The organism is Streptomyces sp. NBC_01445, assembly GCF_035918235.1.
Classification (GTDB): Bacteria; Actinomycetota; Actinomycetes; order Streptomycetales; family Streptomycetaceae; genus Streptomyces.
The window spans coordinates 232,265-256,503 of the sequence record NZ_CP109486.1; the positions used below are offsets into that span (position 1 = coordinate 232,265).

A 24,239-nucleotide genomic window follows, 5' to 3' on the forward strand; every position below is an offset into this window, starting at 1 on the left:
CAGTAAGGGGTTGGCGACGTAGACAATCCTGTTGGTCAGGGGCGCGCGAGGGGAGTCGTCCCGGGGTGGGGTGACGGCTATGTCCATGGGGTCGGCTTCTGGTGGCGTTGTTCCGGTTGGGACGAGTGAGGTCGCACGTGCTGCATTCCCGAAGGGGTGCCTTGCGATGCGGATCCGCGACCAGCTCGGGTCGGTGTTCTCGGACGAGGAGTTCCGTGAAGCGTTCGGGGAGCGTGGTCGTCCGGGCATCTCGCCCGGTCAGCTCGCTTTGCTGAGCGTTCTGCAGTATGCCGAGAACCTGACGGACCGGCAGACCGCGCACACGGTGCGGGCCCGGATCGATGTGAAGTATCTGCTGGGGATGGAGCTCACCGATCCCGGCTTCGACTTCACTGTGCTGACCGGCTTCCGACAACGACTGCTGGATCACGGCCTGGAGGAACGGGTGCTGGACCTGCTCCTGGAACGCCTCGCCGGTCAGGGGCTGGTCAGTGCCGGAGGACACCAGCGCACCGACTCCACTCACGTCCTGGCGGCCGTCCGACGCCTGAACCGGTTGGACTTCATCGGCGAGACACTTCGAGCGTGCTTGGAAGCACTGGCCGCGGCCAGTCCGCAGTGGCTGGCGAGCTGGATCGATCCGGCGTGGCAGGAGCGGTACGGTGCCCGGACCGACGCCTACCGGCTCCCCTCCGACCGGTCCGAACGCTACCGGCTGGCCCAGCAGATCGCGGCTGACGGCTACCGTCTTCTCGAGGCCGTGCACGCTCTCGCCGCACCAGTGTGGCTACCTGAAATCCCGGCGGTGAGCGTGCTGCGGACGGTCTGGATCCAGCAGTTCACCCGCACAGTCACCGACAGAGTCCAGACGGTGTGCTGGCGCGGCAACGAGGATCTGCCCGCGGGGAGGGCGCTGATCGCCTCACCGTACGACGCTGAGGCTCGGTATTCACAAAAGCGCGGCTCGCCGTGGACCGGCTACAAGGTCCACCTGAGCGAGGATTGCAGCGGCGCCGGGCAGCCGCACCTCATCACCCACGTGGTGACAACTGATGCCACCTCGAACGACGCTACCGTCGTCGATGCGGTGCACGACGCGCTCACCGCCAAAGGGCTCAAGCCCGCTGAACATCTTCTGGACTCGGGGTACTCCTCCGCCGAACTCCTGCTGACCGCTCCTGCCGATCGCGACATCTCCGTGATCGCGCCGGTCCGGCCGAACAGCACCACGCAGCAGGTCCGGGCCGCCGGGTTCGGCAGGTCTGCCTTCACCATCGACTGGCAGGACAAGAAGGCCATCTGCCCGTCCGGCCAGGACGGTCGCTACTGGACTGCCGGCCTCGACAACAACGGCTGCGATGCGATCAGGATCCGCTTCGCGACCACGACCTGCGCTCCCTGTCCTGTTCGCGACCAGTGCACCCGCTCTACCCAGTACGGCCGACAGCTCACCGTCCGGCCCCAGGAACAGGACGCGCTACTTGAACGCGTCCGCATCGAGCAGACCACCGAAGCATGGAAGGAACGCTACGCGGCCAGGGCCGGGATCGAGGGAACCATCCACCAGGTCGTCGCCGTCAGCGGCATGCGCCCGCACCCGCTACCGCGGCCTGGCCAAGACACACCTGGGCCACGTCCTGGCGGCCACCGCCGTCAACCTGATCCGGCTCGACGCCTGGTGGAACGACACACCCCTCGCTCGCGCCAGAACATCCCGACTCGCAGCCCTCGATCTCGCGGCATGAACGAATTGGGCAACAGGGTCATCGAGACCTTCTACAACCGCAAACGGCTGCGCAAGCACCCGCTCTGGGGCTACCTCACCCCGCTGGAGATCCGGCAACGACACGAACAAGGACACGCCCTCGCGGCGTAAGTATCGAGTGGCCGACATCACGGGGGAACACCGATCCAACGGGGCCTCCCGGTGGAAGCGCCCCACGCCTTGGACTCCCCAAGGGAGGCTACCGCTGCTAGACGCCGCGACGTATCAAGCAGGCTCCCGCCACGGCAAACTGGAAGCATGGACAAAGTCGGATGTTTCGGCCGATTCTCGGCCCGCCTTTCCCGCCCGTTCCGCACGCGGAACAGGCCGGAGGACGCGCAGCCGGAATCCGCGCCTGGGACTCGCCCCGAGGGCGGGCGGAACGTCCCGCACCGCTCACGGGGGCAACGCCTGCGGTCACTGCTGACCCCGCGGAGCGTGGCCGGGCAGGTGTTCCTCCTGCAGGTGACGCTGGTCGCGCTACTCGTCGCCGCGACAGCGGTGGCGCTGGTGCTGCAGGCCCGGAGCCAGAGCGCAGAAGCGGCCCGCGACCGGGTGATGGCCGTCGGCGAGGCGTTCGCGAACGCCCCGGGTGTGGCGCAGGCCCTCGATGGCCCCGACCCGACCGCGGCGCTGCAGCCGCGCACCGACGCGGCCCGGAAGCGGTCCGGCGTCGACAACATCGTGGTGTCGACAACGGCCGGAATCCGTATCACCCACCGTGACCCGGACCTCATCGGGAAGCATGTCGTAGGCCCCTACAAAGCGGCGGCGCACGGCAAGGCCTTCACCGTAAGCACCATCGTGGGGCCCCTGGGGCTGTCGGTGTACGCGGCGGTGCCGGTCTTCCGGCCCGACGGCTCGGTTGCCGGCATTGTGTATCCCGAGATCAAGATCAAGAACGTGAACGAAGCGGCGCAGCGGCGCGTGCCGGTGCTCTTCGGCGCCGCGGGCGCCGCGCTCGTTCTGGCCGCAGGCGGGTCGGCACTGGTGAGCGGGCGGCTGCGGCGCCAGACCCGAGGTCTCGCCCCGGCCGAGATGACCCGGATGTATGAGCACCACGATGCGGTGCTGCACGCCGTCCGGGAGGGGGTACTCATCGTCGGGAGCGAGGGGCAGCTGCTGTTGGCCAACGACGAGGCGCGGCGGCTGCTGGACCTGCCCGAGGACGCGGAGCAGCATGAGGTCACCGACCTAGGCCTGGCTCCGGGCCTTGGCGAGCTGCTGGCCAGCGGGCGGACGGCCAGCGACGAGGTGTACCTGGCCGGGGACCGGCTGCTGGCCGTCAACGTGCGGTCCGTCGACCGCCACGATGGCCCGGCGGGCAGTGTGGCCACCGTGCGTGACACTACCGAGCTGCGGGCGCTGACGGGACGGGCCGAGTTGGCTCGCGAGCGGCTGCAGCTCCTCTACGACGCCGGGATGCGGATCGGCACCACCTTGGATGTCGCGCGCACCGCCGAGGAACTGGCACAGGTTGCCGTTCCCCGATTCGCCGACGTTGTCACCGTGGAGCTGCTCGACCCGGTCCTGCGTGGAGACGAACCGGAGAGCGTTAGCACCGAGATGCGCCGCGCGGCCATCACAGGCCTTGAGGAGACGCATCTCTTCTACCCCGTAGGCAAGCTGATTCGATATGTCCCCACCACCCCCGCGGCCGTCGGCATCACGAACGGACATGGCGTACTCGAGCCGGATCTGGCCGCCTCCGACGGCTGGCGCGCGCAGGCCCCTGAGCGCGCCCAGCGAATCCTGGACCACGGTTTCCACTCATGGGTCGCAGTGCCGTTGTGGGCCCGCGGGGTGGTGCTGGGGGTGGCCAACTTCTGGCGAGCAGGTGCTTTTTCGCCGTTCGATGAGGACGACCTGTCCTTCGCCGAAGAGCTGGCAGCCCGAGCGGCGGTGTGCATCGACAATGCCCGCCGCTACACCCGCGAGCACACCATGGCCGTCACCCTGCAGCGCAGCCTGCTGCCCCACGGCAAGCCCGAGCAGTCCGCCCTTGAAGTGGCCCACCGCTACCTGCCTGCACAGGCCGGCGTGGGCGGCGACTGGTTCGACGTCATCCCCCTGCCCGGTGCGCGCGTCGCGCTGGTGGTGGGCGATGTGGTGGGGCACGGCCTGCATGCTGCAGCCACCATGGGACGGCTGCGTACCGCGGTGCACAACTTCTCTGCTCTGGACCTGCCTCCCGACGAACTCCTGGCGCACCTCGATGAGTTGGTCTCCAGCATCGACGCGGAGGAGGCCACGGACATCGAGGGGGCGGGCATCACTGGCGCCACCTGTCTCTACGCGATCTACGACCCGGCAGGCGGGGTTTCCACCGTCGCCCGGTCCGGGCACCTCGGCCCCGCCCTCATCAACCCCGATGGCACCGTCACCTTCCCCGACATCCCCGTCTCGCCGCCGCTGGGCCTGGGCGCCGGCCTGCCGATCGAGACAGCCACTTTGCACCTGCCGGCCGACTCCCGGTTGGTCTTGTTCACCGACGGACTCATCGAAAGCCGTGACCGCGACATCGACACCGGCCTCGCACTCCTGGGCAGCGTCCTGGCCGCCCAGCCCGGCACAGCTCCCGAGGAGACCTGCAACGTCGTCCTGGAGGCGCTGCTGCCCGAGCACCCCGTCGACGACATCGCGCTGCTGGTGGCCCGCACTCGCCTGCTCGGCCCGGACCAAGTCGCCGAATGGGACATCCCGAGCGACCCCGCCGCCGTTTCCCGAATTCGCGCCGAAGCCAGCCGGCAGCTGGGAACTTGGGGCCTCGAGGAAAACGCGTTCACCACGGAGCTGATCGTCAGCGAACTGGTCACCAACGCCATCCGCTACGGCACCCCGCCAGTCCGGCTGCGGATGCTGCGTGACACAACCAAGCTAATCTGCGAAGTCTCGGACGCCAGCAGCACCTCTCCCCATCTGCGTCGTGCTGCCATCACGGATGAAGGGGGACGCGGGCTGTTCCTCGTGGCGCAGTGCTCCCAGCGCTGGGGCACCCGGTACACCCCCCGCGGCAAAATCATCTGGACCGAACAGTTCCTGCACGACAACGCGGCCGAACCCGATGTATCCATGGATATCCTGCTGGATCAATGGACTGACACGGAGTTGTGACCGTGGCGTGCGCACTGATCACAGTCCTCACGCCTGTGGCCCTCAGTGCTGGCCGCCGCTGGAGGCATCTACACCCTGTCCCTGGCCCTGCTCGAGCTCGACGTCTCGGTCGGCTACACCATCTGGACCGGCGTGGGCGGCGTCGGCACCGTCATCATGGGCGCCAACCTCTTCAAGGAGAAGATCACCCTCACCCGTCTACTGTCCTTCGCCGCGATCATCAGCGGCGCCGTCATCCTGCGCCAGACCTCCATCTGATCCGCAAGGACACGAAGACAGTCGGCCCTCAGTCCCGTAGTCGTCGGAGACCCGGTGGCGCCCGCATATGCCGTCACCGGCACCCGCCTAGCCATGGACGTTCGCTGCGCGCATCGCTGCTGCAACGGGCACCGGGCCACGCCCCTGGTCACCGTTCTCGATGGCCATCCCCACGCCCTGGCCTTCTTGAGCGCGATCCAGAACACTCCCGTCACCACGCTCGGTGTGACCCGCTTCGGCCAGTGCGGCACGATTGACGACGTCTACCGCCACCACGGCATCGACGTGGACAGCATCGTCGCTGCAGGCCTTGACCTCATCGACTGAAACCGAGCCGTGCGCCGTCCTGGCCGCGGAGCCCGAACCTTCTTCGCGGCCGGGATGCCTCGACGGCCTTCGCTATCGGCGTGCCACACGTCCGGCTGCGCCGACACCACCAGCCCCGGAACTGGAGCAGACCATGGCAAGCACCCTGCGGGACTCGAAAGACGTACTCGTCGACCGTGCCAAGCGGCAGATGAGCAGCCTCTTCGACGACGTGCAGCTGACCACGCGACAGAAGCTGGCTTTGACATGCCGTATCGCCTTCGACGGCGGGCACGACTCCGGACTCGCTGGCCAGATCAGCGCCCGCAGTCAACAGCCCGGCGCGTACTACACCCAGCGCCTCGGCCTCGGCTTCGACGAGATCACTGAGGACAACCTGCTCCTCGTGGACGAGGACCTGCAGGTCCTGGAAGGGGAGGGGATGCCCAACCCAGCGAACCGGTTCCACTCCTGGATCTACCGCGCTCGTGAGGACGTCAACTGCATCATCCACACACACTCGCTGCACACCGCCGCACTCGCCATGCTGGAAGTCCCCCTGATGGTCTCGCAGATGGATACCACCCCGCTGTACGAAGACGGGGCCTCCCCCTGAGTGGTGGACACGCTGATACTGGATCTGCTTGATCCGGAGGAAGCGAGAAGACCGCCGATGGCGATGAAGGACTACTCGGACGAGTTCAAGGCCGATGCCGTGGCCCTGTACGAGTCCACACCCGGGGCGACCTACAAGAGCATCGCCGCTGACCTGGGCGTCAACCGGGCGACCCTGCGTGAGTGGGTGCTGCGGGACCGCGAACGCCGTGGCGCCGGCGCCGCGGCTGCGAAGCCGGGCACCCGGCCTCGGGAGGCGGTGCCGTCCGCTGATCCGGACGAGCGGGTCCGGCAGCTGGAGGCCCGGGTGGCCGAACTCGAGGCGAGTGAGCGCAAGCTGGCCACCGAGCGGGACATCCTCCGCAAGGCGGCCAAGTATTTCGCCGGAGAGACGAACTGGTGAGGAGCCGCTTCCAGTTCGTTGACGACCACCGGGACACCTACGAGGTGAAGCGGCTCTGCCAGGTCCTGGACGTGAACCGGTCCAGCTACTACAAGTGGCTCGCCGGCGCCGAGGCCCGGGCCACCCGGCAGCACCAGGACCGGCTCCTGGCCGAGGAGATCCGCGAGGTCCACGGCGAGTCCGGCGGCGCCTACGGCTCCCCGCGAGTGACCGCCGAGCTCCGCGAGAAAGGACGGCGGGTCAACGAGAAGCGCATCGCCCGGATCATGCGGACGTTCTCCATCACCGGTATCCGCCTGCGCAGACACGTGCGCACCACCGTCCCGGACCCGGCAGCCTCACCGGTCCCGGACCTGTTCCAGCGGGACTTCACCGCCACCGGACCCGGACTGAAATACATGGGCGACATCACGTATCTCCCCCTGGAAAACGGGCAGTTCCTCTATCTGGCGACCGTGCTGGACTGCTTCAGCCGCAAGGTCGTCGGCTGGTCCATCGCCGACCACATGCGCACCAGCCTGGTCGCCGACGCACTGCGGATGGCAGCGGCGACCCGCGGCAGCCTGGAGGGCGCCGTGTTCCACTCCGACCACGGGGCCCAATACGGCTCCCGGGCCTTCGCCGGCCTCTGCGACCAGCTCGGGGTCACCCGGTCGATGGGCGCGGTCGGCACCAGTGCCGACAATGCGGCCTGCGAAAGCTTCCACGCCTCCCTGAAACGCGAGACCCTCCAGGGCGCCCACGACTACGGCGACTCCGGCACCTGCCGCAGGACCGTCTTCGCCTGGCTGACCCGCTACAACACCCGCCGCCGGCACTCCGCCAACGGCCACCTCAGCCCCAACGAATACGAACACCGACACCACACCGCTAAACTCACGCTCGCCGCGTGATCAATAACCGCGTGCCCACCTTCACGGGGGAAGGCCCGACTGCGCCTTCCTCAAGGACTGGCCGGGCATCCCCGTGGGCAACGAGGAGGGCGAGATCATCTCCGCGGCCCTCGGCGACAAGCGCGCCATCATCCTGGCCCACCACGGACAGATCGTGACCGGCGCCACCGTCGAAGAAGCCTGCAACCTGGCAGTGCTCATCGAACGCGCCGCGCGCCTCCAACTCCTCGCCATGTCCGCGGGCACCATCCAGCCGCTCGACCCCGCGCTCGCCCGCGAAGCCCACGACTGGACCTCAACCGAACAGCGCAGCAAGGCGAACTTCGGGTACTACGCCCGCCGGGCGCTGCGCAACCATCCTGACTGCATCTCGGCTCAGGCAGAGCTCTGATGACACACCGGACGCCGCCGCAGCACCCACTTCCGCACAGCCTTCGACAGTCGGGCGTCCCAACTAGGCCGCAGTGCCCTTTCCCTGTCGCAGACGGCTGACGACCCTGGACAGGGTGAGTGCTGTGACCGTGTCCCGTACGCCGGGCATCTGGGCGATCTCCTCCCAAATGTCCCGCACGCGCTCCAGCGAGGCCGCCTCAAGGCGCACCATGATGTCGAAGTCGCCGCTGAGAATCTCGCAGATCACGACTTCGGGGATGAGTTTGAGCGCAGCCAGGACGTCACCGCCGCGCATCCGGTCCTGCCGGTAGACCAGCACGAGAGCGGAGACGACGTCCTCACCTGCATTGTCGCCCGACCGGACGATGGTGTAACCGGCGATGTGACCCTGACGTTCCAGACGCTCGATGCGCTGACGCACCGCGTTGCGGGACAGCGCCACCCGGCTGGCCAGCTCCGCATGAGAGATGCGGGCATTGCGCGTCAGCTCGGCAATGATCTTCTCGTCGATGGCGTCCACGGCGGACGTTCTCCTTCACCGATGAAGGCCCCTGGCAGCCAGTGCGCTGCCAGGGGCCGGTGCAACATGGGCGAGACCTCGTCCGGCTGGGGTTTGCGGCACGAGGTTCCTCTTCAACTACCGGTCGGAGAGCAGCAGTTGTGCAAGTACCTGCGGGGACTCGGCGGTCGCCTGGGCGCCCTCCGACTCGCCAGCTGTCCCGTATCCCCACAGTACGCGGATCGCCGGGATGCCTTCGGCGGCTGCGCTCAGCACGTCGTAGCCTCGATCGCCCACCATCAGCGGCCGCGAGATATCGACCCCATGCAGCCGCAGACGCTGCAGGCACTCCCGGATCACGTCCCGCTTGCTGCTGCGGCCTGCCACATCGGATGTGCCGCACACGGTCACCATGTGCGCGGCCAGGCCGTAGTGCTCGGTGATCCTCACAGCCTGGTCTTCGACCTTCGAGGTCGCCACCGCCATGGGGAAACCGGCCCGCGCCAGGGCCTCCAGCAAGTCGGGCACACCTTCGTACACGCTGCTGTCCAGGGCACCCGTCCTGGCGTACTCAGCGCGGTAGAGCTGTAGGGCTCGCTTCGCCGTCGGCCCGTCGAGGCAGACGACCTCACGGAACGTCTGGTACATGGGTGGACCGACGAAGCTGCGCAGCCTGTCGGGGTCCGGCACAGGTGCTCCGATGGCCATGAGCGTGGCGGCGACGCTGCTGGTGATGCCCGGGGCGGAATCCACCAGAGTGCCGTCGAGATCGAGGAGGAGGCATGAGGGCGTCACAGCGGTCACCCCTTCGCCACCACTGCGGCAAGGGACGCAGTGGTGGCAGGGTCGTAGGGCAGTTAGTCAGGACGGGAAGGTGGTGTCGAGGGCGGCGCGAATGTCAGCGATGAGATCGTCCGCGTCTTCCAGGCCGATGGACAACCGCAGGTGCCCGTACTTCCTGAAGGGCTGCGGGTAGTTCTCGATGCCGCCACGTCCGCTGCCGCCGACGTGCACGATCAGGGATTCGTCATGGCCGAGCGACACAGCAGAGGTGATCACGCGCAGGTCGTTGACAAACCGGTTCTGGGTGGCGGAGTCCCCGTCCACGGCGAAGGCCATCATGGCGCCGTATCCGGCACCGGCGAACTGGCGGCGCGCTGTCTCGTGCTGCGGGTGCGATTCGAGGCCCGGGAAGTAGGTGTATGCGATCCGGGGGTCGCTCTCAAGGAACGCGGCAACCTTCTCGGCCGAGTCGAACTGCTGCCGAAGCCGCAACGGCAGGGTGACGGACCCGCGCATGATCATCCAGGCGTTGAACGGCGAGATCACCCCGCCGACCTCGACCATGGCCTCGTGGCGGATCGCGTCCACGAGTTCACGGGACCCGACCACGACACCGCCCATCGCGTCGCCGTGGCCATTGATGTACTTCGTCAGCGAGTGCACGACGAGGTCGGCGCCGTCCTGCAGGGCACGGTAGAACGGCGGAGGGGTCCAGGTAGCGTCGACCGACAGCAGGGCTCCGGCGGCATGTGCGATGTCGGCGAGTCCGGCGATGTCCGCGACCGTCGTCGTTGGATTGGCGATGGTCTCCGCGTGGACGAGCTTCGTGTTCGGGCGCACAGCGCCGCGGACCGCGTCGAGATCGCTGATGTCGACGAAGGTGGCCTCGATGCCGTACTTCTTCGGAAGCAGCTCGTTGAAGAGTTGCCAGACTGCGTCGTACGTCACGTTCGAGACCACCACGTGGTCGCCCGACTTCAGATGGGTGAAGAACACACTGTGCAGCGCAGCCACCCCGGTGGCGAGCACGACTGCGTCCTCGCCGCCCTCCAGAGCTGCAACCTTGGTCTGCAGACAGACCTGGTTGGCGCCGGAGTTGCGGGTGTAGACCAGTCCGTCAGGCGAGGACCACTCCATGGTCGACGGGTCTTCCGGCAACAGGTAAGAGTTGGCCATCACCAGCGGGGTCCGTACCGCCCCGGTGCCCTTGTCGATGGTGTTGCCGACGTGCACAGACTGAGTGGCGAACGCGAGGGTGGACGGGTCGTGCTTGTCAGGACGACTGACTGTCACCTGGGGATCTGCGCTCATGGTCGCTAGTTCCTTTCACCACCGACATCGTCAAAATGTCATAGAAGAGGCTGAATGGATGCGGGCCGGCCAAGATGTCGCTCACACCTGGCGCCCCGGCGTGCAGTAGCTGGGAAATGCCGCACGGTCATTTCAATGTACCACTCGGTCGATGCATTGAGGGGCTGGTCGCACTCAATCCCCCGCCGGCCCTCGCCAGCTCCGTGACCTGCGATCGCGGCGACTTCCTCAGCGGACTCAGCGCCCGCCGAGCGCACACGGTCACCACCGCAGCACCCACCGACCTCGGCGCCCGGTAACTAACGCCGAAACAGGTCTGGGACGCCGTCCTGTGCGATCAGCCCACACCAACCCCATCTGCCTGACATGCCAGTGCGCACTCTTTTTCGGCAGAGCCCCATCCGTTCCCGGACGAGGCACGCCGTACCCGGATTCTGACGACGGCACCCAGGAAGTGCGTCGCCGTGGCATGGATCGTTCTGATCCTTTCCAGAGGGTGCTTGAGGCCGCCTGAGCTACCGCCAGGGGTTCGCCTGTCTCCTGCCCACCGTGATCTTCGCTGTCGAACTCGTCGCCAGCATGCTCGGGCGTACGCCCTTTGCCGGTCGGCACCGGCTACACGATGTGGGTCGGCATCGATGGCGTCCTGACGGTGACGCACGCGATGGCCCTCAACGGTGAGGCCGTCTCCCCTCAAATTGTTCATGCTCGCCGGCCTCGTCGGCTGGGTGGTGGGCCTGACGGTCCTGCACTGCGGGGCCACTTCGGCTACCCCTGCCCCAGCTGCCGCTATGCCCTCGCAAGCGCACAGGTCAAGCCGAAGGCGAGCCGAGCAGTGGCCAGTTGACCAGGCCGCGCCCCTGAAGGGACGTCTGGGGCCGGCCCGCCGACGAGGCGATCACGGCCGCCCCTTGGAGAACTCGGGGGCGTGGGCCGACTGAACGAGGGTGCGGGCGATCTGTTGGAGGGACTGCAATACGACGGAAACCCCCTGACGGATCGCATGTTCAGGGCGCATGAGTGCGTCGATGTTGCGTAGTGCCCGGACTTCGCCAAGGGGCCGAAGAGTCACCCCGGAGTCCTTCGGCGGAGCGGCCGTGTACCGCGGCAGCAGCGCGACGAGATTCCCCTGAGCGACCATCGCCGCCGCTGTCGTGAAGTCGTTGATCCGGTGCACGACGCGCATCGGCCGGCCCGCGGACGCCGCGATCGATTCGAGGAGGTCGGCAGGCGAGAAGCCGGTGTGTGTGGAGACGAAAGGCAGGTCGACGAGATCTTCCGGACAGAGCTGCGCGCGCCGCGCCAGCGGGTGGTCGGTGCGCATCGCGACGTCCACCGGCTCCTGCAGGAGCGGCACCACGGACAACTGCTGCGTCGGCCACGGAGGCGTGTGGCTCATCCGGTGAGCGATGACCAGGTCGTACGACGCGGTGAGGACAGGAAAGGCGTCCCGGGCAACGTCCTCGTCCACGCACTCCACCGGCGGGTGGTCGGTCTCACTCGACAGTGCCGCCAGCGCGGGGAAGAACGTCACAGCAGCGCTGTGGAATCCCGAAACCCTCACGGACGCCGACAGGTCCCCGAGGTACGCGTCGACACTGGCTTCCGCCTGCGCCACCGCGGATGCCACTGCCACTGCGGCCGCGGCGAGCGCCTGACCCGCACTTGTCAGTTCGATGGAACGTCCGCGCTTGTGTGTCAGCGGCGTCGCGAACTGGCGCTGCAGGGATGCCACGACCTGGGAAACAGCGGACGGAGTGACGGACAGCGCCCGGGCGGTTGCCGCGATGCTGCCGTGATCAGCAAGCTCCCTCAGCACCCGCAGCTGATGCAAATCCATTAGGTGAAGCTAAACCATCAGTATCCGTATTGATAGTTGGTCTGGGGAATAGTCGCCTCTACCATCGTCGCAACCGACTGCCCAGGCTGCCGCCCGTGGTCGCTCCACACCAGGCAGACCGCAGGCATGAGCGTCGGCCATGCCGAACCGGACCGCGCCCCACAAGCCCGCGTCGTGTCCACAGCAAATGCCGCATCCCTCAGCAGCCCTCCCGACCTGACAGCAGGGCAGGGTGGCAGCTCCAACACCTCTCGCTCCACAAGCGTGATTGCGACGCAGCCGCCACCCGCCCCAAAGGGGGGCGGGCCGAGCCGACTGGTCGGCCGCCTCGAGATGTCCGACAGCATGCGCAGCGCCGGAATTCTGTTCCAGGACTCACGCAGCACAACCCGGCCCCCTGTCGGTCGTCGGCATCAGCGTTGCGCATCCAGCAACCTCCGGTCTGCTGGACGCCGGCCGACTGCGCCCGCGGCAGGCACACCGGCAATCGCCCAGTGTGACGAACCGGCCTGACGCCGCGTGACCTGCTGCCAGCCGGCACCCGCGTCCGGGACCTGGTCCTCCCTCTCTCCCCCTGCTACCGAAAGGCGCCCCGCCGTGACTCCGAACAATGTGGGACTCCGTCAGCAGTTGCTGCGTCGCAAACCGGTCTCGGCCTTCCTGGCCGACGCTGAGGCCAGTGACCCGCAGGACCCGGCCCAAGGCCGCGGACTGCGGCGGACCGTGGGCAGCTTCCAGCTCACGATGATTGGCGTCGGGGCGACCATCGGCACCGGCATCTTCTTCACTCTCAGCACCGCTGTGCCACAGGCCGGCCCGGCAGTGATCATCGCCTTCGTGATAGGCGCCATCACCGCCGCGCTCACCGCCCTCTGCTACGCCGAACTGACCTCGGCGGTGCCGGTGTCAGGATCTTCCTACTCCTACGCCTACGCCACCCTGGGGGAGCTCGCAGCCTGGATCGTCGGATCCTGTCTGCTCCTGGAGTACGCCGTCTCCGGCGCGGCCATCGCGGTCAGCTGGGGGCAGTACCTCAACGACCTCACGCAGCGCCTGTTTGGCTTCGTCATGCCCGCCGCGATCACCGCGCCCCCCGGGGAGGGCGGCTACATCAACGTGCCAGGCGTCGTGCTGATCGCGCTCTGTTGTTTGCTGCTGATCCGCGGCACCAAGGAGTCAGCACTGATCAACACGGTCATGGTTCTCCTCAAGTTGGGCGTGCTCGTCCTCTTCATCGTCGTCGGTATCACCGGTTTCCACTCCTCCAACCTCCATCCCTTCGCTCCGCTCGGCATCGCCGGCATCAGCGCGGCCGCCTCATCGGTCTTCTTCTCCTTCATCGGGCTGGACGCCGTCTCCACCGCTGGTGAGGAGGTCAAGAACCCGCAAAGGACGCTGCCTCGGGCGATCATCGGCGCGCTGCTCGTGGTCACCGTCTTCTACTGCTTCGTGGCCCTGGTAGGCGTCGGCTCTCAGAAATGGACGCAGTTCAAGGGCCAGGACGCCGGTCTCTCCGCGATCCTCCAGCTCGTCACCGGCCAGAACTGGCCCGGCACGGTGCTCTCCGCAGGCGCGGTGATCTCCATCGTCAGCGTCACCCTCGTCGTGCTCTACGGTCAGACACGCATTCTGTACTCGATGGGCCGCGACGGCATGCTCCCTCCCGTCTTCCGCAAGGTGAGCGCCAGCAGTGGTGCACCCGCCGGCAACACCGTCATCGTCGGCGTCTTCGTCGGACTGCTCGCCGCCTTCGTGCCACTGGGCTGGCTGGTCAACCTCACGAGCATGGGCACCCTGGTCGCCTTCGCCGTGGTCTCGGTCGGAGTGATCGTGCTGCGGGTACGCGAACCTGAACTGCCCCGCGGCTTCAAGGTCCCCGGCTACCCGGTGGTACCCGCCCTGTCCGTCCTCTGCTGCGGCTACCTGATCTGGAACCTGTCCGGCGACACCTTCGCCCTGTTCGCCGGCTGGCTGGCACTGGCCCTGCTCGTCTACTTCGGCTACAGCCGCCGCCACTCACACCTGGCCGGGCCCGAGGCGGCCATCGTGCTCCAGGAGACCTCCCGGACAGGCTGAGCACCGGAGTGGCCCGGTGGCCACCCAAAGCGAATGTCTGAATCTGTGGGATTCATGACCTCGTGGACATGGCTGCCTGCCCGGGGGGCACGAAGACTGGGACCTGCCCACTTGACGGGCAGGTCCGCTATGGAAAGGCAGGTGGAGGACCATGACGACAGCCGCGAACACCAGGGCCGAGGTGCGCGTACCGGACACCCGGCTGGCGCGTGAAGCAACCGAGTTGGTCCGCGAGGCCGCCAGCGAACTGATCTACCACCACTCACGGCGGGTGTACTTCTTCGGCAGCCTCCAGGGCCGCAATCGCGACCTCAGCTTCGACCCTGAGTTGCTCTACATCGGCGCGATGTTCCACGACCTGGGACTGAGTGAGCGGTTTCACGCGAGCGGACACCGTTTCGAGGTCGACGGCGCTGACGAGGCACGCCGCTTCCTGCAGGCACATGGGGTGCCCGAGGACGGCGTGCGCCGGGTATGGACGGCCATCGCCTTGCACACCACACCGGGGATCCCCGAGTTCATGGAGCCGGAGGTCGCCTTGGTGACCGCCGGCGTGGAGTACGACGTCCTGGGCATCGGATACGGGGACATCGCCACCGCTGAGCGCGAGGAGATCGTGGCCCTGCACCCCCGCCCCGACTTCAAGCAGCGCATCCTAGGTGCGTTCACCGACGGTATCCGGCACAAGCCGGAGACGACCTTCGGCAACGTCAAGGCCGATGTGCTCCAGCACTACGTGCCGCAATTCGAGCGAGCGGACTTCGTCCGCACGATCCTGGACTCTCCATGGGCGGAGTAGAACCTGCTGCCTCCAGTGGAGACCGGGTCATCGTAGTCGTGGCCTTCGACCAGGTCCAGCTCCTGGACGTGAGCGGACCGCTGGAGGTCTTCACCACGGCCAACCGCTACGGCGCCCGCTACGACGTACGCGTCATCTCCCCCACCGGCGGTCTTGATGTCCTCACCTCAAGTGGGTTGCGGATCGGGGCGGACACCGACCTCGAGCAGCTGCCCCGGCACGTGAACACGCTCCTGGTCCCCGGCCGCAGCGACTGGCGGCAGGCAATCGCCGATGATGTGCTGGTCTCACTCGTGGGCGGTCTGGCTGCACGGGCACTGCGGGTGGCCTCGGTCTGCGCGGGCGCGTTCGTCCTGGCCCAGACCGGAGTCCTCGACGGACGGCGGGCAACGACCCACTGGGAGCTGGCCTCGCAACTCGCCGCCGCCTTCCCGCAGGTGCGGGTGGAACCGGACCCGGTGTTCGTGCGCGACGGCCACATCGTCACCTCTGCCGGAGTCACCGCGGGAATCGACCTGGCCCTCGCCCTCGTCGAGGAGGACTACGGAGCAGATCTCGCCAGGGAGACAGCTCGCCAGCTCGTCGTCTTCATGGCACGCCCCGGTGGACAGTCCCAGTTCAGCATCCGCATGACCCCGCAGCCGCCCCAGCACCGGCTCGTCCACCGGGCGATGGACGAGATCACCGCGGATCCGTCCCTGCCGCACGGCATCGGCGCGCTCACCGCAAGGCTTGGCATCAGTACCAGGCACCTGGCGCGCCTGTTCCGCCAGGAGATCGGCATGACTCCCGGGAAGTATGCCGACGCCGTCCGCGTGGAGGCAGCCCAGACGCTGTTGTCCTCCGGCCTGGCCTCGGTCGAGGAGGTCGCGCAGCAGGCCGGATTCGGGTCATCGGAGACCATGCGGCGCGTGTTCCAGCAGGCCCTCGGCTTGTCCCCCACCGTGTACAGGGCTCGTTTCCGCACCACTACCGCTCCGGCACCCGCACCAGTCGCTCTATCCCTGCTGAGCTCATGCTGATTCTCACCAAGAACGTCTATGACGAGATCGTGGCCCACGCCCTGCGGGATCACCCCATCGAGGCGTGTGGTGTGGTGCTGCGGCACGCTCACCAAGACCACAGCGCACGCGTCGTGCGGTTCCGCAACACCGCGCAGTCGCAGGTGCTTCACGAGGCCGACTCCCGCGACCTCTACGAGGCGTACCGGGACATGGCCGAGCGGCAGGAAGAACTGCATGTCATCTACCACTCCCACACGGCGAGCCAGGCATACCCGTCGGCGCTCGACGTGGAACTGGCGCAGGAGCCGTCAGCGCACAATTTGATCCTCTCCACCGCCCCGCGCACATTCCTCGAACTACGTTCCTTCCTCATCGTGGATGGGGTGGTGACGGAGGAGGACGTGCGCATCGTGGAGAGTCGAAACGAGTAGCGCCCTCGCAGACGCCAAGGGCGGTCCGTGGCCGGCTGCCGGTGCCGTGTCCGGCCGACGCGGGTACGGGCGAAGAGCGCTGTGAGCGTCAGCCTCACAGCCCGGCGCATTCGGCGCCGCTGACGACCCGGCGGCGCCACAGTTGGAAGGCTCTGCGGCGTGAGCGATTGAGAGGCCGGATGTGCTGGCCCAGGTGTCTCAGGCCGACGGAGCTGCCCAGGTCAGGCTACGGAAGCAGGGCCGGGCGGCAGGTGGACGGTCATGATCAGCTGACAGGTTTCGGTGCCGCAACCGCGGTAGGTGTGAGCGGTGTCGCCGTCGAAGGTGGCGGTCTGGCCGGCGTCGACGGGGTACTCAGTGCCGTCGACGACGAGCGTCATGCAGCCGGCGGTGACGCTGACGGTTTCCACGACTCCGGCCTGGTGCGGGTGGCTGGGGTATTCCTCGCCCGGTTCGAGCTTCCAGCGCCACACCTCGACCGGGGCCGAACCGGACGTGGTCACCATGAGGCGGGCCTCGCTGCCTTGATCTCCCGTCCACAGCGGCACCACAGTGTCGGCGGCCACCACCCGGACGCGGCCTTCGGGTGGTCCCTGCATCAGGGCGGAAACCGAGATGCCGAGGGTGTCGGCCAGCCGGACCAGGGTGGCCAGGTTCGGGTTGCCCTGGGCCTTCTCCAGTCCCACCAGGGCGCCCTTGCTGACCTGGGCACGCCTGCTGAGCTCGTCCAGGGACAGGCCGGCGCGCGTGCGGGCCGCCTTGACGTTGTGTGCGACCGTTCGCAGGGCTGTGGCCGTCTCGGCCATCTGGTCTCCCATCCCTCACCAGTGGACTACTGGAATGCACTACACGGTCGATCGGTTGACATAGTCGGTCGATCCGTTGCATGATTTAGTCGTTCTACTGCAATAGTAAGGGATGTACCTACCGTGATCGCTCTGCTGCTGGCCCTGGGCAGCTCACTCTCCTACGGATGCGCCGATTTTCTCGGCGGGCTCGGAGCCCGCAAGGCGCACGTGCTACGCACGGTGATGATCGCGGCCCCGGCCTCACTTGCGGTCGAACTGCTGCTCTGGCCGTTCCTCGGCGCCTCGTTCAGCACCGGCGCTCTTGCCTGGGGTGCGGCGTCCGGGGTCGCCTCGGCCGCCGCGTTCGCTCTGCTCTACAAGACCCTGGCGATCGGCCCGATGAACGTGCTCTCGCCGATCACCGCACTGGTGTCCGCCATGCTTCCCGTCGCGGTGGGCCTGCTTCAAGGAGAGCACCTGGGCACGGCCGGCCTGATCGGCCTGCCGCTCGCTCTCACCGCGGTCATCCTGGTCAGCACGGGCAGCGGCACAGGCTCGGCACGCCCCTCGCATACCGCATTGCTGCTGGCCTTCGGCGCGGGCGCTGCCATCGCCCTCCAGCTGATCTTCCTGCACCAGGCACCGTCCGACAGCGGCGTGGCCCCGCTGATCATCGGCAGGGCGGTCTCCACAACCGTCACCCTGGCCGCTGCCGGAATCATGTATCGCAAGCTCGGCCCCGAAAAGCCCGCCTATGCGATGTCGGCCGCCGCAGGCGTGCTGGACTCCGTGGCGAACCTGCTGTTCCTGTTCGCCGCCCGCAACGGCGACCTCGCCGTCGTCGCCGTGATCACCGCCCTCTACCCGGCCGGCACCGTCCTGCTCGCCCGCCGCGTCCTGGCCGAACGCATTCACCGCGGCCAGATGGTCGGCCTGGGCGCCGCCGCTGCCGCCGTCAGCCTCCTCGCCCTGACCTGAGCAGCCGCGCCGCAGTCCATCCCGCAGCCACGACCACGCAAGGAGAACCACATGTTCATCCAGCCCTGGGACGCCAGCCTCGACGAAGCCGAATGGCAGACCTGGATCGCCGACGGCCATGACTTCGGCCTCCTCAGCGTCAATGGCCTGCTCGGCAACTCGCCCGCTGTCGTCCCCACCCATTTCATCAGCGACGGGAACGACCTCCTGGTCCACCTCGCCCGGCCCAATCCGGTCTGGCAGACGATCGAGGACGACCCGAACGTCACGTTCACCGTCATCGGCGACTACGCATTCATCCCCGGCCCCTGGCGTGCAGGGGCCGACATCCCGCTCACCCACGGCGTCCCCACCAGTTACTACGCGGCCGTCCAGTTCACCTGCCAGGCCCACATCGTTGATGACCCCGAGGCCAAGGCCGACCTGCTGCGCCGCCAGATGGCCCATTTCCAGCCCGACGGCGACCACGCCCCCGTCGCCGTAGACCAGGCGCCGTATGCGCGAATGCTCCCCGGAATCCGCGGGCTGCGCCTGGAAGTTACCGACGTACGGGCCAAGTTCAAATTCGACGACCACAAGCCCGTCGAACACCGCACCGCCGTCGCCGAGCACCTCACCGAACGCGGCCAGAGCTTCGACGCCCCTGCGGCACGACAGCAGCTGCGCCGTCTGGACCGCATCGGCCCCTGGAAGCCCTGACCTCACCCCAGTCACCCGCAGAGAACGGAAACCAGCACATGACCGTCTTCCGAATCGCCTCCGCCGTCGCGGACGCCTTCCCCGACACCCTCATTGCCGTCGTCACCGCCGCAAACCTGCGAGGCCATGAGCCCTGGCCCGACACCGCCTCCGCGCTAGAGGACCTGGAGCAGCAGGTCGCCGACGGAAGCTGGCAGCCCGCCGACGAGAGTGACCCCCGGATCGAGTCGTGGCACGCCGCCTACCGTTCCTTCGGCACCAACCCGCGTCGCATCCGCCCCAGCGTCGATGCGCTCGGCCGTCGCTTCGCGAAGAAGGGCAAGCTGCCGCGCATCAACCCGGCGGTCGACTCCTACAACGCCGTCTCCGTTCACCACGGCCTGCCCGCCGGCGCCTTCAACCTGGCACAGGTCACCGGTGACGTCGAGATCCGGTACGCGGACGGCAGCGAGGAGTTCACCCCGCTCGGCGAACCTGACACTGTGGAGAACCCCAAGCCCGGCGAGATCATCTACACGGATACCACCGACGTCCTGACCCGGCACTGGAACCACCGCGACGCCCACCGCACCCGCGTCACCGAAGACTCCGCCCACGTCGCCTTCGTCATCGAGACCCTCCATGCCGAACGCGACGGCCACCTCGTCAAGGCGGCCGCGCACGAGCTGCAGGGTCTGCTCCTCCTGCACGCCGACCAGACCGCCGTGTACTACCTCAACCCCGCCCAGCCCCAGGTCTCCTTCTGAGAGCAGGCCCCACCTCTCGCCGACCGGCCCGCCGGCAGCCCACGTGCAGTGGTGCTGCCAGACCATCCGCGTCGCACGCGCAGAAGTCAGCAAAGAGCAATACATCGACTCGGGGTGTGATGTGGCAGATCTGGCAGCCGAGGTGACACGTGCGGTCGCGCGGAGCGTGCGCACCGAGCGGACAGCCCGCAGATGGTCTCTGGATACCCTGGCCGCTCGTTCCGGGGTGAGCAAGGGCATGCTGGTGCACATTGAGCAGGACCGCACAAACCCCAGCATCGGCACCCTGTGCAGACTCGCGGACGCTCTGGGGACGACTCTGTCGAGGCTGGTCGAAACCTCGGAATCCCTCTCGGTCCGCGTGGTCCGTGCCGGGGACGGGGTGCTTCTTTGGCGCAGCGAGCACAGCCCAGGACGGGGTGTGCTGCTGGTGGGATCCGAGCCTCCCGCGTCACTGGAGATGTGGGACTGGAGGATGTACGAGGGCGACAGCTACGAAGGCGAGTCGCACATCGTCGGCACTAGGGAGACGGTGAGTGTGTTGCACGGCTCCCTGGAGATACAGGTGGCCGAGGAGTCCATCGTGCTGCACACAGGGGACTCAGCGGTCTTCGCCGCTGACTGTACGCACATCTATCGGCATTCGGGCGAGGGCGAACTGCATTTCGTCCTGGCCGTGGCCCAGCCACAGTCCGCCCTCCTGACCCCCACCCTGGACGCCTCCGGGTGAGCCCGCGACCGGGGATGCGTTGACGCTCTTCGGTGACACCGATCATTCCTACGTGAACTCTCATGATGAGCCTGCCCGGTTCTCGCTCACGGTCTACGAGCCCGGAGTCGGAACCGGACACAGAGTGGAGAATCCCGATGCCTGAAAGCCTGCCTGCTGAGGTCCTGACGGCTGATGCGTTCCTCGCCGCGTGCCGTGTAGAGCCAGACGTGTTCAAACTCCGCCCGGACTACCGGACCATGCTGCTCGTGGTCGACGGCCTCGCCCCGGCAGCGACGTCTGCGACCAGCAACGATCTGGTCGAGGCTGCCGAGGCTCATGCGCGGCGTCTGCTGGCCGAGCGCCCGGTGGAGGAACTACCGCATATCGCTGCGTGGCGTGAAGCGTACCGGGCATTCGGCGCGAAGCCGCAGCGCACCCGCAACAGCCTCGAAGCGCTCACCCGCCGCGCCGAGCAGGGACTGCCACGGGTGAACGCGCTCACCGACATCTATAACGCCATCTCCGTACTCCACCAAGTGCCCCTCGGCGGCGAGGACTTCTACCGCTACGACGGTCCGGCACGCCTGGTACGGTCGACCGGCGAGGAGGAATTTGATACTGCCAGCGGCGGAGAGACGGTCATCGAACACCCCACGCCCGGCGAGGTCATCTGGCGCGACAAGACCGGGGTGACCTGCCGCAGGTGGAACTGGCGGCAGGGCCGTCGCACCGCCCTCACCGACAAGACCAGTGCGGCGTTCTTCATCCTCGACGCTCTCGCACCCATGACCGACGAGGCCCTGACGGCGACGGCGGATGCGCTGGCCGATGTCCTCTCCGGCCTCGGTAGTGCGGTGACCGTGTCGCGGCGTCTGGTCGGTGCACCTTGAGAACGCGTTCCGTGACGCGGGTGCCGGCATGGTCGATGGCGGTCACGGCGATGCTTGCCGTCCAGCTCTCGAACGCCCTCTCAGTCAGTGTGATCGAGCACGTCGGGGCGGCTGGGGCAGCCTGGTTGAGAATGTGTTTCGGGGTGGTCTTCCTTTGGATGATCGCCCGTCCCTCGGTCCGCTCGCTCCGCCTGATGGATCTCCCCGCTTTGCTCGCCCTCGGGGCGGTCACCGGGTTCATGACGACGTTCCTCCTCGCCGCGGTCGGCCGCATCCCGCTGGGTACCGCGGTCGCGATCGAGTTCCTAGGCCCGTTGACGGTGGCGGGGCTGATGAGCAAGCACAGAAGGGCACTCGTCTGGCCACTGCTCGCCCTCATCGGTGTGGTGCTGCTAACGGAGCCCTGGCACGGGAACATCGACCTGTCCGGGGTCGGATTCGCCCTCCTGGCGGGAACCTGCTGGGGCCTGTACAACGTGCTCACGCAGCACGTCGGCAACCGGTTCTCGGGGATCAGCGGCCTCTCGCTAACAATCCCGATCGCTGCACTGGTCACGATTCCTGTCGGGCTGCCGCAGGTGTTCGGCGGCGACTTCACCTGGTGGGTGCTGCTGGCCGCCGCGGGGATCGCGCTGATCACCCCCGTGATCGCATTCGGGCTCGAGATGCTCGCCCTGCGCCGCATGACACACACCGCCTTCGGCACCCTGCTCTCCATCGAGCCCGCGTTCGGCATCCTCATCGGCCTGCTCGTGCTCGCCCAGACGCCCACGCTCGTGCAGCTGGTCGGTATCGCCCTCGTCATCCTCGCTGGCGCTGCCGCGCAGCGCGGCGGCACACGCACTGCCGATCCTGACTCAGCGGAGACACCCTCGACGGCGAAGGAGCCGGCATGACCGCCACCCCGAAGTACAGTTCGACGTTCATCTTCGAAACCCGGAACCTGACTGATGAGTTCCACCACATCGACAGTGAGATCGCAAAACGAGCTCGCCAGATTTCCGGGTTCCTGGGCGAAGAGGCCTGGCACAACGAGGACACTGGCCTGCACGCCGAGGTCTACTACTGGACCAGCCTGGACGCACTGCGACAGCTCGTCGGCATGGACACCCACCAGCTCGCCAAGTCGCGCTACGGGGAATGGCTGGGCGAATACCGGGTCGTGATCGCCGAGGTGCAGTCCGTCTATGGCAACCCCTCCCTCGGCCTCGAACACGCCCCCGAACCCCAGGAGCAGCGATGAGCATGTTCAGAAGCCGTCTCTTTTCCGAATCTGATGTGCGAGTTTCCGCAGGTCAGGCGTGATCCCTGGGTGTTTCAGGCAGGCTGAGGCCGTCATGTTCGTCCTGGGTGATGTGGAGGTGGCCGATGCCATCGATGCGGGCCGTGCTCGAGAGCCGTGAGAAGTCCGCGCTCGTGCGGGTGGAGGAGCTGCGGGCCGAGTTCGAGCGGGTGCGGACCGCTCTCGCGGAGGCCGAAGAGGTGCTGAACCACCGGGTGATCGGCCTGGAACAGTATCTGGAACAGTATCTGGAAGCCCTGGACGAGCAGGACGCGTGCGTCGATATGGAGTCCGGCGGGGCGGCCGGGGCCGGGGTTGAGGAGCCGGTGGTGGCGGTGCCGCGCAGGACGGTGGCCCGCAAGGAGGACGGGGTGCCGGTGGATGTTCTCGGTGCGGACTATCGGCGGATCGTGACCGTTCTCGGTGAGGCCGACGGCAGTTTGACCGCTCGGCAGACGGCGGTGGCCCTGGGCTGGGACACCTCCGTTGCTTCCCGCGTCGAGGGCGCTCGGGGGAAGCTGAAGCGGCTGGTGGAGCGGGGCTGGCTGGTGGAGGAGAGGCCGGGTCGTTTCACGCTGCCCGCGTCAGGATCCGCGGACGCTGTTGCTGCGTAGGGGTGCGGCGGGCGAGGCGGCGGCTCATCATCATGGTCATCGACCAGAGAATCATGGCTTCGCTGCTGTCCGTCCGTGCTTCGTAATCGCGGGCCAGACGGCGGCTGCGCATCAGCCAGGCGAAGCTGCGTTCGATGACCCACCGGCGTGGGAGGACCGTGAAGCCGCTGGTGTCGTCACTGCGTTTGACCACCTGAAGGGCGAGGTCGAGTGTCTGGGCGGCCCAGTCGACGAGGTAGCCGGTGTAACTGCCGTCGGCCCAGACCAGCTTCAGTTTCCGGCAGGTCTCCCGCAAAGGGGGCAGCATCGTGCGGGCGGCGTCGCGGTCCGTGGTGGAGGCGGGCGTCACCAGCACCGTCAGGACCAGGCCAAGGCAGTCGGTGACCACGTGCCGTTTACGGCCGTTGATTTTCTTCCCGCCGTCGAAGCCGCGTGAGTCGTTCTTGACGGTGGCGTCGGCCTTCACCGACTGCGAATCGATGATGGCCGCCGTCGGCTCGGCATCCCGGCCCTCCGTTTTCCTCACGCGCTCGCGGAGACGGTCGTGGAACTCACGGACCAGGCCGTGGTCACGCCAGCGGCGGAAGAAAGCGTAGACCCGCTTCCAGGGCGGGAAGTCCGCCGGCATGTTCCGCCACTTGACGCCGTTGTCGACCAGGTAGCGGATCGCATCAATCAGCTGGCGGTGGCAGTAGCCCTCCGGGCGGCCGCCCCGGCCGTCCAACCACGCCGGCACCGGCAGCGCGGTCCGCACCACGACCCACTCCGCATCACTCATGTCCGAGTCGTAGCGGGATGAGCGGTCCGGGTGGTCGGCCGCGTTCCCGAACCTGTGGGCGAGACAGTCACACTCCCGAGTGGGCGAGCTGGACTCCATAGACACGACCGCGTACAACTGCGACAACAGGGCCTCCTGTGGCGCTTACGGACTCGACACCCGCGTGCTACCAGGAGGCCCTTCTTTCATGCACGCACCGCAGCCAACTCACCCGATCCAGAACCCTGTTCGACCAAGAACGATCGTGCGAGCGGAAAAGAGA

The 24,239-nt window shown here is 67.4% G+C and carries 23 protein-coding genes and 2 pseudogenes; 19 read left to right on the forward strand and 6 right to left on the reverse strand.

Features of this window, described 5'->3' with window-relative positions; translation table 11 throughout:
• Positions 1 to 166 precede the first annotated feature (166 nt).
• The 7 genes and pseudogenes from OG574_RS49145 to OG574_RS49175 form a co-directional block, all read left to right on the forward strand.
• Positions 167 to 1,876: an IS1182 family transposase gene (locus OG574_RS49145; RefSeq protein ID WP_326778902.1), complete on the forward strand. Its 1,710-nt coding sequence runs from the start codon at positions 167 to 169 to the stop codon at positions 1,874 to 1,876.
• A gap of 147 nt (positions 1,877 to 2,023) precedes the next feature.
• Complete coding sequence (locus tag OG574_RS49150) at positions 2,024 to 4,879, forward strand: SpoIIE family protein phosphatase (RefSeq protein WP_442816962.1); 2,856 nt, start codon at positions 2,024 to 2,026, stop codon at positions 4,877 to 4,879.
• Between the two features lie 33 nt (positions 4,880 to 4,912).
• Positions 4,913 to 5,137, forward strand: coding sequence for a DMT family transporter (locus tag OG574_RS49155; protein WP_326779448.1), 225 nt, complete (start codon positions 4,913 to 4,915; stop codon positions 5,135 to 5,137).
• A 54-nt stretch (positions 5,138 to 5,191) separates the two neighbouring features.
• On the forward strand, positions 5,192 to 5,464 hold the full coding sequence (locus OG574_RS49160) for a hypothetical protein (RefSeq protein WP_442816963.1): 273 nt from the start codon (positions 5,192 to 5,194) through the stop codon (positions 5,462 to 5,464).
• 133 nt (positions 5,465 to 5,597) lie between these two features.
• Positions 5,598 to 6,050 (forward strand): annotated as a pseudogene (locus tag OG574_RS49165) (class II aldolase/adducin family protein); the annotation flags it as partial.
• Positions 6,051 to 6,116: 66 nt separating this feature from the next.
• Positions 6,117 to 7,354 (forward strand): IS3 family transposase gene (locus OG574_RS49170; protein WP_326771418.1). Its coding sequence is split into 2 segments (ribosomal slippage): positions 6,117 to 6,440 and positions 6,443 to 7,354, totalling 1,236 coding nucleotides; the frame shifts between segments, so codons are not numbered across the junction.
• 37 nt (positions 7,355 to 7,391) lie between these two features.
• Positions 7,392 to 7,745: pseudogene (locus OG574_RS49175) on the forward strand (class II aldolase/adducin family protein); the annotation flags it as partial.
• A gap of 63 nt (positions 7,746 to 7,808) precedes the next feature.
• Here OG574_RS49175 and OG574_RS49180 read toward each other — a convergent pair.
• The 4 genes from OG574_RS49180 to OG574_RS49195 form a co-directional block, all read right to left on the reverse strand.
• On the reverse strand, positions 7,809 to 8,267 hold the full coding sequence (locus tag OG574_RS49180) for an Lrp/AsnC family transcriptional regulator (RefSeq protein ID WP_326778904.1): 459 nt from the start codon (positions 8,265 to 8,267) through the stop codon (positions 7,809 to 7,811).
• A gap of 117 nt (positions 8,268 to 8,384) precedes the next feature.
• Positions 8,385 to 9,041, reverse strand: coding sequence for an HAD hydrolase-like protein (locus OG574_RS49185; protein WP_326778905.1), 657 nt, complete (start codon positions 9,039 to 9,041; stop codon positions 8,385 to 8,387).
• 66 nt (positions 9,042 to 9,107) lie between these two features.
• Positions 9,108 to 10,340 (reverse strand): trans-sulfuration enzyme family protein, encoded by a 1,233-nt coding sequence (locus OG574_RS49190; protein WP_326778906.1) that lies wholly within the window; start codon positions 10,338 to 10,340, stop codon positions 9,108 to 9,110.
• A gap of 898 nt (positions 10,341 to 11,238) precedes the next feature.
• Entirely contained in the window at positions 11,239 to 12,180 is a 942-nt protein-coding gene (locus tag OG574_RS49195; protein WP_326778907.1) for a LysR family transcriptional regulator, read from the reverse strand.
• Positions 12,181 to 12,777: 597 nt separating this feature from the next.
• Between OG574_RS49195 and OG574_RS49200 the strand changes: the two genes are divergently transcribed.
• The 4 genes from OG574_RS49200 (at position 12,778) to OG574_RS49215 (ending at position 16,490) form a co-directional block, all read left to right on the forward strand.
• A complete protein-coding gene (locus OG574_RS49200) occupies positions 12,778 to 14,256 on the forward strand; it encodes an APC family permease (RefSeq protein ID WP_442816964.1) in 1,479 nt (492 codons plus the stop codon).
• Positions 14,257 to 14,407: 151 nt separating this feature from the next.
• Positions 14,408 to 15,055 carry an HD domain-containing protein gene (locus tag OG574_RS49205; RefSeq protein WP_326778908.1) on the forward strand — a complete coding sequence of 216 codons (648 nt, stop codon included), beginning with the start codon at positions 14,408 to 14,410 and terminating at the stop codon, positions 15,053 to 15,055.
• The gene (locus OG574_RS49210) at positions 15,043 to 16,077 is read left to right on the forward strand and encodes a GlxA family transcriptional regulator (RefSeq protein WP_326778909.1); all 1,035 of its coding nucleotides are present in this window, start codon (positions 15,043 to 15,045) and stop codon (positions 16,075 to 16,077) included. The genes OG574_RS49205 and OG574_RS49210 overlap by 13 nt, the downstream gene beginning before the upstream one ends.
• Complete coding sequence (locus OG574_RS49215; RefSeq protein WP_326778910.1) at positions 16,071 to 16,490, forward strand: M67 family metallopeptidase; 420 nt, start codon at positions 16,071 to 16,073, stop codon at positions 16,488 to 16,490. Before OG574_RS49210 ends, OG574_RS49215 begins: the two co-directional genes overlap by 7 nt.
• Positions 16,491 to 16,711: 221 nt before the next feature.
• Here OG574_RS49215 and OG574_RS49220 read toward each other — a convergent pair whose 3' ends face one another.
• Positions 16,712 to 17,296 (reverse strand): helix-turn-helix domain-containing protein, encoded by a 585-nt coding sequence (locus tag OG574_RS49220; RefSeq protein WP_326778911.1) that lies wholly within the window; start codon positions 17,294 to 17,296, stop codon positions 16,712 to 16,714.
• Positions 17,297 to 17,419: 123 nt separating this feature from the next.
• Here OG574_RS49220 and OG574_RS49225 point away from each other — a divergent pair, with 123 nt between their 5' ends.
• The 8 genes from OG574_RS49225 to OG574_RS49260 all read left to right on the forward strand — a co-directional run bounded on the left by OG574_RS49225 (position 17,420) and on the right by OG574_RS49260 (position 23,199).
• On the forward strand, positions 17,420 to 18,256 hold the full coding sequence (locus tag OG574_RS49225) for an EamA family transporter (protein WP_326778912.1): 837 nt from the start codon (positions 17,420 to 17,422) through the stop codon (positions 18,254 to 18,256).
• A gap of 51 nt (positions 18,257 to 18,307) precedes the next feature.
• Entirely contained in the window at positions 18,308 to 18,955 is a 648-nt protein-coding gene (locus OG574_RS49230) for an FMN-binding negative transcriptional regulator (protein ID WP_326778913.1), read from the forward strand.
• A 38-nt stretch (positions 18,956 to 18,993) separates the two neighbouring features.
• Positions 18,994 to 19,701, forward strand: coding sequence for a B3/B4 domain-containing protein (locus OG574_RS49235; RefSeq protein WP_326778914.1), 708 nt, complete (start codon positions 18,994 to 18,996; stop codon positions 19,699 to 19,701).
• A 166-nt stretch (positions 19,702 to 19,867) separates the two neighbouring features.
• Positions 19,868 to 20,431, forward strand: coding sequence for a helix-turn-helix domain-containing protein (locus OG574_RS49240; protein WP_326779450.1), 564 nt, complete (start codon positions 19,868 to 19,870; stop codon positions 20,429 to 20,431).
• A 164-nt stretch (positions 20,432 to 20,595) separates the two neighbouring features.
• Positions 20,596 to 21,303 carry a B3/B4 domain-containing protein gene (locus OG574_RS49245; protein ID WP_326779451.1) on the forward strand — a complete coding sequence of 236 codons (708 nt, stop codon included), beginning with the start codon at positions 20,596 to 20,598 and terminating at the stop codon, positions 21,301 to 21,303.
• Between the two features lie 35 nt (positions 21,304 to 21,338).
• Entirely contained in the window at positions 21,339 to 22,199 is an 861-nt protein-coding gene (locus tag OG574_RS49250; protein WP_326779452.1) for an EamA family transporter, read from the forward strand.
• A complete protein-coding gene (locus tag OG574_RS49255; protein ID WP_326778915.1) occupies positions 22,196 to 22,546 on the forward strand; it encodes a hypothetical protein in 351 nt (116 codons plus the stop codon). The genes OG574_RS49250 and OG574_RS49255 overlap by 4 nt, the downstream gene beginning before the upstream one ends.
• A 134-nt stretch (positions 22,547 to 22,680) precedes the next feature.
• Positions 22,681 to 23,199, forward strand: a complete 519-nt coding sequence (locus OG574_RS49260; RefSeq protein ID WP_326778916.1) for a hypothetical protein — start codon at positions 22,681 to 22,683, stop codon at positions 23,197 to 23,199.
• On the opposite strand, the gene OG574_RS49265 is transcribed toward OG574_RS49260, so the two are convergent.
• The gene (locus OG574_RS49265) at positions 23,156 to 24,076 is read right to left on the reverse strand and encodes an IS5 family transposase (protein ID WP_326779453.1); all 921 of its coding nucleotides are present in this window, start codon (positions 24,074 to 24,076) and stop codon (positions 23,156 to 23,158) included. The genes OG574_RS49260 and OG574_RS49265 overlap by 44 nt on opposite strands.
• Positions 24,077 to 24,239: the final 163 nt, after the last annotated feature.

Coding starts and splice junctions, on each gene's coding strand:
- OG574_RS49250 (WP_326779452.1), top strand. CDS start 21,339: ATGGCGGTCACGGCGATGCTTGCCGTCCAGCTCTCGAACGCCCTCTCA.
- OG574_RS49190 (WP_326778906.1), bottom strand. CDS start 10,340: ATGAGCGCAGATCCCCAGGTGACAGTCAGTCGTCCTGACAAGCACGAC.
- OG574_RS49145 (WP_326778902.1), top strand. CDS start 167: ATGCGGATCCGCGACCAGCTCGGGTCGGTGTTCTCGGACGAGGAGTTC.
- OG574_RS49265 (WP_326779453.1), bottom strand. CDS start 24,076: ATGGAGTCCAGCTCGCCCACTCGGGAGTGTGACTGTCTCGCCCACAGG.
- OG574_RS49230 (WP_326778913.1), top strand. CDS start 18,308: ATGTTCATCCAGCCCTGGGACGCCAGCCTCGACGAAGCCGAATGGCAG.
- OG574_RS49210 (WP_326778909.1), top strand. CDS start 15,043: ATGGGCGGAGTAGAACCTGCTGCCTCCAGTGGAGACCGGGTCATCGTA.
- OG574_RS49205 (WP_326778908.1), top strand. CDS start 14,408: ATGACGACAGCCGCGAACACCAGGGCCGAGGTGCGCGTACCGGACACC.
- OG574_RS49255 (WP_326778915.1), top strand. CDS start 22,196: ATGACCGCCACCCCGAAGTACAGTTCGACGTTCATCTTCGAAACCCGG.
- OG574_RS49220 (WP_326778911.1), bottom strand. CDS start 17,296: ATGGCCGAGACGGCCACAGCCCTGCGAACGGTCGCACACAACGTCAAG.
- OG574_RS49235 (WP_326778914.1), top strand. CDS start 18,994: ATGACCGTCTTCCGAATCGCCTCCGCCGTCGCGGACGCCTTCCCCGAC.
- OG574_RS49150 (WP_442816962.1), top strand. CDS start 2,024: ATGGACAAAGTCGGATGTTTCGGCCGATTCTCGGCCCGCCTTTCCCGC.
- OG574_RS49260 (WP_326778916.1), top strand. CDS start 22,681: ATGCGGGCCGTGCTCGAGAGCCGTGAGAAGTCCGCGCTCGTGCGGGTG.
- OG574_RS49215 (WP_326778910.1), top strand. CDS start 16,071: ATGCTGATTCTCACCAAGAACGTCTATGACGAGATCGTGGCCCACGCC.
- OG574_RS49195 (WP_326778907.1), bottom strand. CDS start 12,180: ATGGATTTGCATCAGCTGCGGGTGCTGAGGGAGCTTGCTGATCACGGC.